The organism is Bartonella sp. MU70NMGDW (assembly GCF_042194085.1).
In the GTDB taxonomy this organism is placed as follows: Bacteria; Pseudomonadota; Alphaproteobacteria; order Rhizobiales; family Rhizobiaceae; genus Bartonella; species Bartonella grahamii.
On the sequence record NZ_JBHIMK010000068.1, the window covers coordinates 6,642 to 10,479 of the forward strand.

General features: G+C 36.3%; 1 protein-coding gene. It reads left to right on the top strand.

The window, feature by feature from the left end:
• Positions 1-874: 874 nt before the first annotated feature.
• Positions 875-3,406: a phosphoenolpyruvate--protein phosphotransferase gene (ptsP, locus tag ACFIKE_RS06865; protein ID WP_375648825.1), complete on the top strand. Its 2,532-nt coding sequence runs from the start codon at positions 875-877 to the stop codon at positions 3,404-3,406.
• The last annotated feature ends 432 nt before the right edge of the window (positions 3,407-3,838 follow it).

Below are 3,838 nucleotides of genomic sequence, written 5' to 3' on the forward strand. Positions count from 1 at the left end.
TTAAGGAGTTTTTGGTAAATCGAGAGTGAAATTATATTTTTAAAGAGGACGGTGTTTAAAGATATAAAAATAACCAATCTGCAATCAGCGCTTTTCAGGAATATTTTTTCTGATTTCACTATTATTGTATTGTACATTATTTGAAAACAAACAAGCATAAGAGTTAGGGTTAAGGCAATAACTGCTTTTCATTTTTTACTTTATTCATCTTATTTGTAGAGTTTTTCTTGATTTTAGTAGTTGATGATAGTGCTTGGGTGATGTTCGTACTTTGCAAATGTGCGACGGAGGGCATTGTGTGTTTGCGATATTGATTAAAGTAAAGGAGTAGCTTAAAATATATAAATGTTATATATCAAGGATTTCGTATCATAGGATGAGCTGTACGGAATTTTAAAGATGATAAGTTGCATGGAGCAATTTATAATTATGTAATGAATTTATAAAGAGGAATAATAGGTTAAATAAACTTTGAGGAATCAGTTAAAATATTAGCTGAAGTTACAGATGATTGGGAAGGATGCTTTCTTGTAGGGAGAATAATGAAAAGTTATGTTGAATAACTTGGGATAATGAGAGCGTTTTTAAAACATAGTTTTTTAGGTGATTGGTGCTGTAAAAATCGGGGTTTTGTCTTTGTAAAGTAGAAGAGTAAGAGGCAAACTTGCTTATTATACTTTTAAGCACTTCGCTAGATGATAATATCCAATTGTATTATCGGTTATATTGAGGTATTTAAGCACCTCACTTAACTACATTTCCTAAAATATAAAGAGAGCTGTCGTGGTATTTATAGCTTGTATTTTGGGAAATGCAGCTTTGAAAAGGAATTTATCAGAGATATTGGTGTTCAAATGTGAGGCAATTTGAATTCATGATGAGATGTGAGAAAGCAGAAGCAGTGAATGTAGATTTTATCGAGAGTGAAATCTTGTCTATAAGATCTGTACAACTTGCAGCTGCTTTTGATCATAAAAATGATGCAATTTATGCTGCTGCTGAATTGCTTGTGCAGGTTGGTGCGGTTGATAAGTGTTATCTGGCAAGCATGCTCGAACGTGAAGAAACAACCAATACTTGGCTTGGAAATGGTATAGCCATTCCTCATGGTATGGCTGAAAATCGTGATTTAATTATCAAGGACGCTGTTGCTGTTATACAGGTTCCTGCTGGTGTTGAGTGGCAGGATGGCAAGAAAGCACATTTGGTTATTGCTATTGCAGCGTGTCCAGATCGTTATAGAGAAATTTGTAAAAAATTGACGTCTCTTTTATTTGATAAAAAACAGCTTGAAGTACTTGCAACAACTATGGACAAACAGCAAATTGTTACAACTTTGTTTGATCAAGATATGAAGATAGAAAAAGCTTTTATTGGTGACCTTTCGGTGTGTCAGGAATGGACGTTAGATTATCCAAGTGGTCTTCATGCACGACCAGCTTCTCTTTGGGTTGATTTTGCGAAAAAGGCTCAAAATTCTATCAGAGTTCGCCATGGTCAATATGCTGTTGAAATGAAAAATTTAGTTGGTTTATTGCAATTAGGAGCAAAAAACGGTGATGTTCTGATTTTTTCTACAGATGCTGCAGAAGGAGCACAACTTCTCAATGATGCCATTGCTATTGCAAAAAAAGTGAGTATTAGTGAAAAATGTCTGATGAGAGCAATGGAATCTCAAACAAAAGCTTTTCATGGTTGGTATCCACGCTCTATGCAAAAAGGCATTTCTGGTGTTGGAGCAAGTTCAGGATTAGCATTTGGTAAGATTTTTGTTTTAAGACAAAATGATATTTCCATAATAGACCAGCCAATTGATTTTGCAGCTGGTGCAGCATGTCTTGAAAATGCTCTTACAAAAACAAAACATAAAATGGCATCTGTGATTTCTGATATTACAGTGCGTATGGGAGCAGATTCTGCTGCGATTTTTTCTGCGCAAATTGTTTTGCTTGAAGATGAAAATTTAATAGCTCAAGCTTGTCGTTTTATAGCAGAAGGTCATGGTGTCGCTTGGTCTTGGGATAGAGCGGTTCGTCAATTTTCAGATATGTTTTTTAAGGTAGATAATCCTTTGTTAGCAGCACGTGCTGTTAATTTAGTTGATGTTGGTCGACGTGTTTTAGGTGAAATCAATCCATCCTATAGATCATTCTTTTTAAATGATATTCCACATGGTGTAATTCTGGTTACAAATGACCTTTCTCCTTCTGATGTAGCACAACTTGATTGTACAAGGGTAAAAGGATTAGCAACAGCATGGGGAGGTCCATTATCTCATACAGCTATTTTGGCGCGTACTCTTGGTATTCCAATGGTTGTTGCTGCAGGTGATGATATTTTAGCGATTCAGTCTGATATTCAGGCTATTATTGATGGCGATAACGGGTTTATTTACCTTGATCCTACGCTTGAAGACGTTGAAGATGCTCAAAGGCATATTGATACTGTTGCGCAAAAACGTGTCAGTGAAATAAGTACGTGTAGATTACCAGCGCAAACGATAGATGGTCAAAGAATCCGTATTATGGCTAATGTCAACTACGCAAATCAGGTTCCTGTTGCGCTTGATTTGGGGGCTGAAGGTATTGGACTCATGCGCACGGAATTTTTGTTTTTAGAGAATCCTCATATTCCGGATGAAGAGCTACAATTTAATATATATCGGGCGATGATTACAGCTGTAGGAGATAAGCCATTAATTATTCGTGCACTCGATATTGGTGGGGATAAACAGGTTACGCATTTACATTTATCTAAAGAAGACAATCCTTTTTTAGGTGTTCGAGGGACGCGGCTTTTGTTACGTCGACGTGATCTTTTGGTGCCTCAATTACGTGCTTTGTATCGAGCAGCAAAAGAAGGCGGAGATCTATGGATTGTGTTTCCGATGGTAATGTCTGTTTCAGAGATTGTCACTATAAAAAAGATTGCAGAAGAAATCCGCAATGATATTGATGCACCAAAATTAAAACTTGGTATTATGATCGAAGTTCCAGCAGCCGCCATTATGGCAGATGTGTTGAGCGCCCATGTTGATTTTTTCTCAATTGGAACCAATGATCTAACACAGTATACAATGGCTGTTGATCGGCAAAATCCGTACCTTGTGTCTGAAGCGGATAGCCTTGATCCAGCAGTTTTGCGTATGATTTATCAGACTATACAGGGAGCTTCACAACATAAGTGTTGGGTTAGTGTATGTGGTGGTATGGCTGGAGATCCTTTTGGTGCAATGATTTTGACAGGGTTGGGAATTAATGAGCTTTCTATGATATCTTGCGATATTTCTCCAGTAAAGGCGTGTTTGCAGACTCATAGTTTTGAAGATATGAAAATTTTAGCACAAAAAGCATTACAATGTGAAACTGCACGAGCTGTACGTGCTCTAAGCAAGGATATAAGGTGATAAAGAACATTAAGGGGAACGAGCTAGCTCATTTTGCAGAGTAATCAGATCGTTAGTGCTGTAAAACATTATTCTTTTATACGTTACAGGGAGGAGTAGCGTGTGGATAAAAACGCTTTAAGAAAGAATAAATGCCTTTTATGCATTCTCTCAAATCGCAAGGGATGTTGCAACATTAGAGGCTAAATAGCGTGATGGTACTTGGCTTGTACTTTTTATTTAAGGAAAGATGATGCTATTCAATAGATTTTATACCATTCATAGACACCGTATGAGATAGATGTGACAATCTTTTTATTCCCATTATTGTATTATACAAACCTATCCACGGAAAAAGTTTTTTCTTAAAAAGAAAGGATGTGCTTGTTATTCAACAGATATAAGCTCTTACTTTAATAAATGAATTTGTTTTTTGAACTTTGAATGTATAAT

Bases quoted from the DNA above. Each gene is read 5' to 3' on its own strand.
- ptsP (WP_375648825.1), top strand. From the start codon at position 875: ATGATGAGATGTGAGAAAGCAGAAGCAGTGAATGTAGATTTTATCGAG.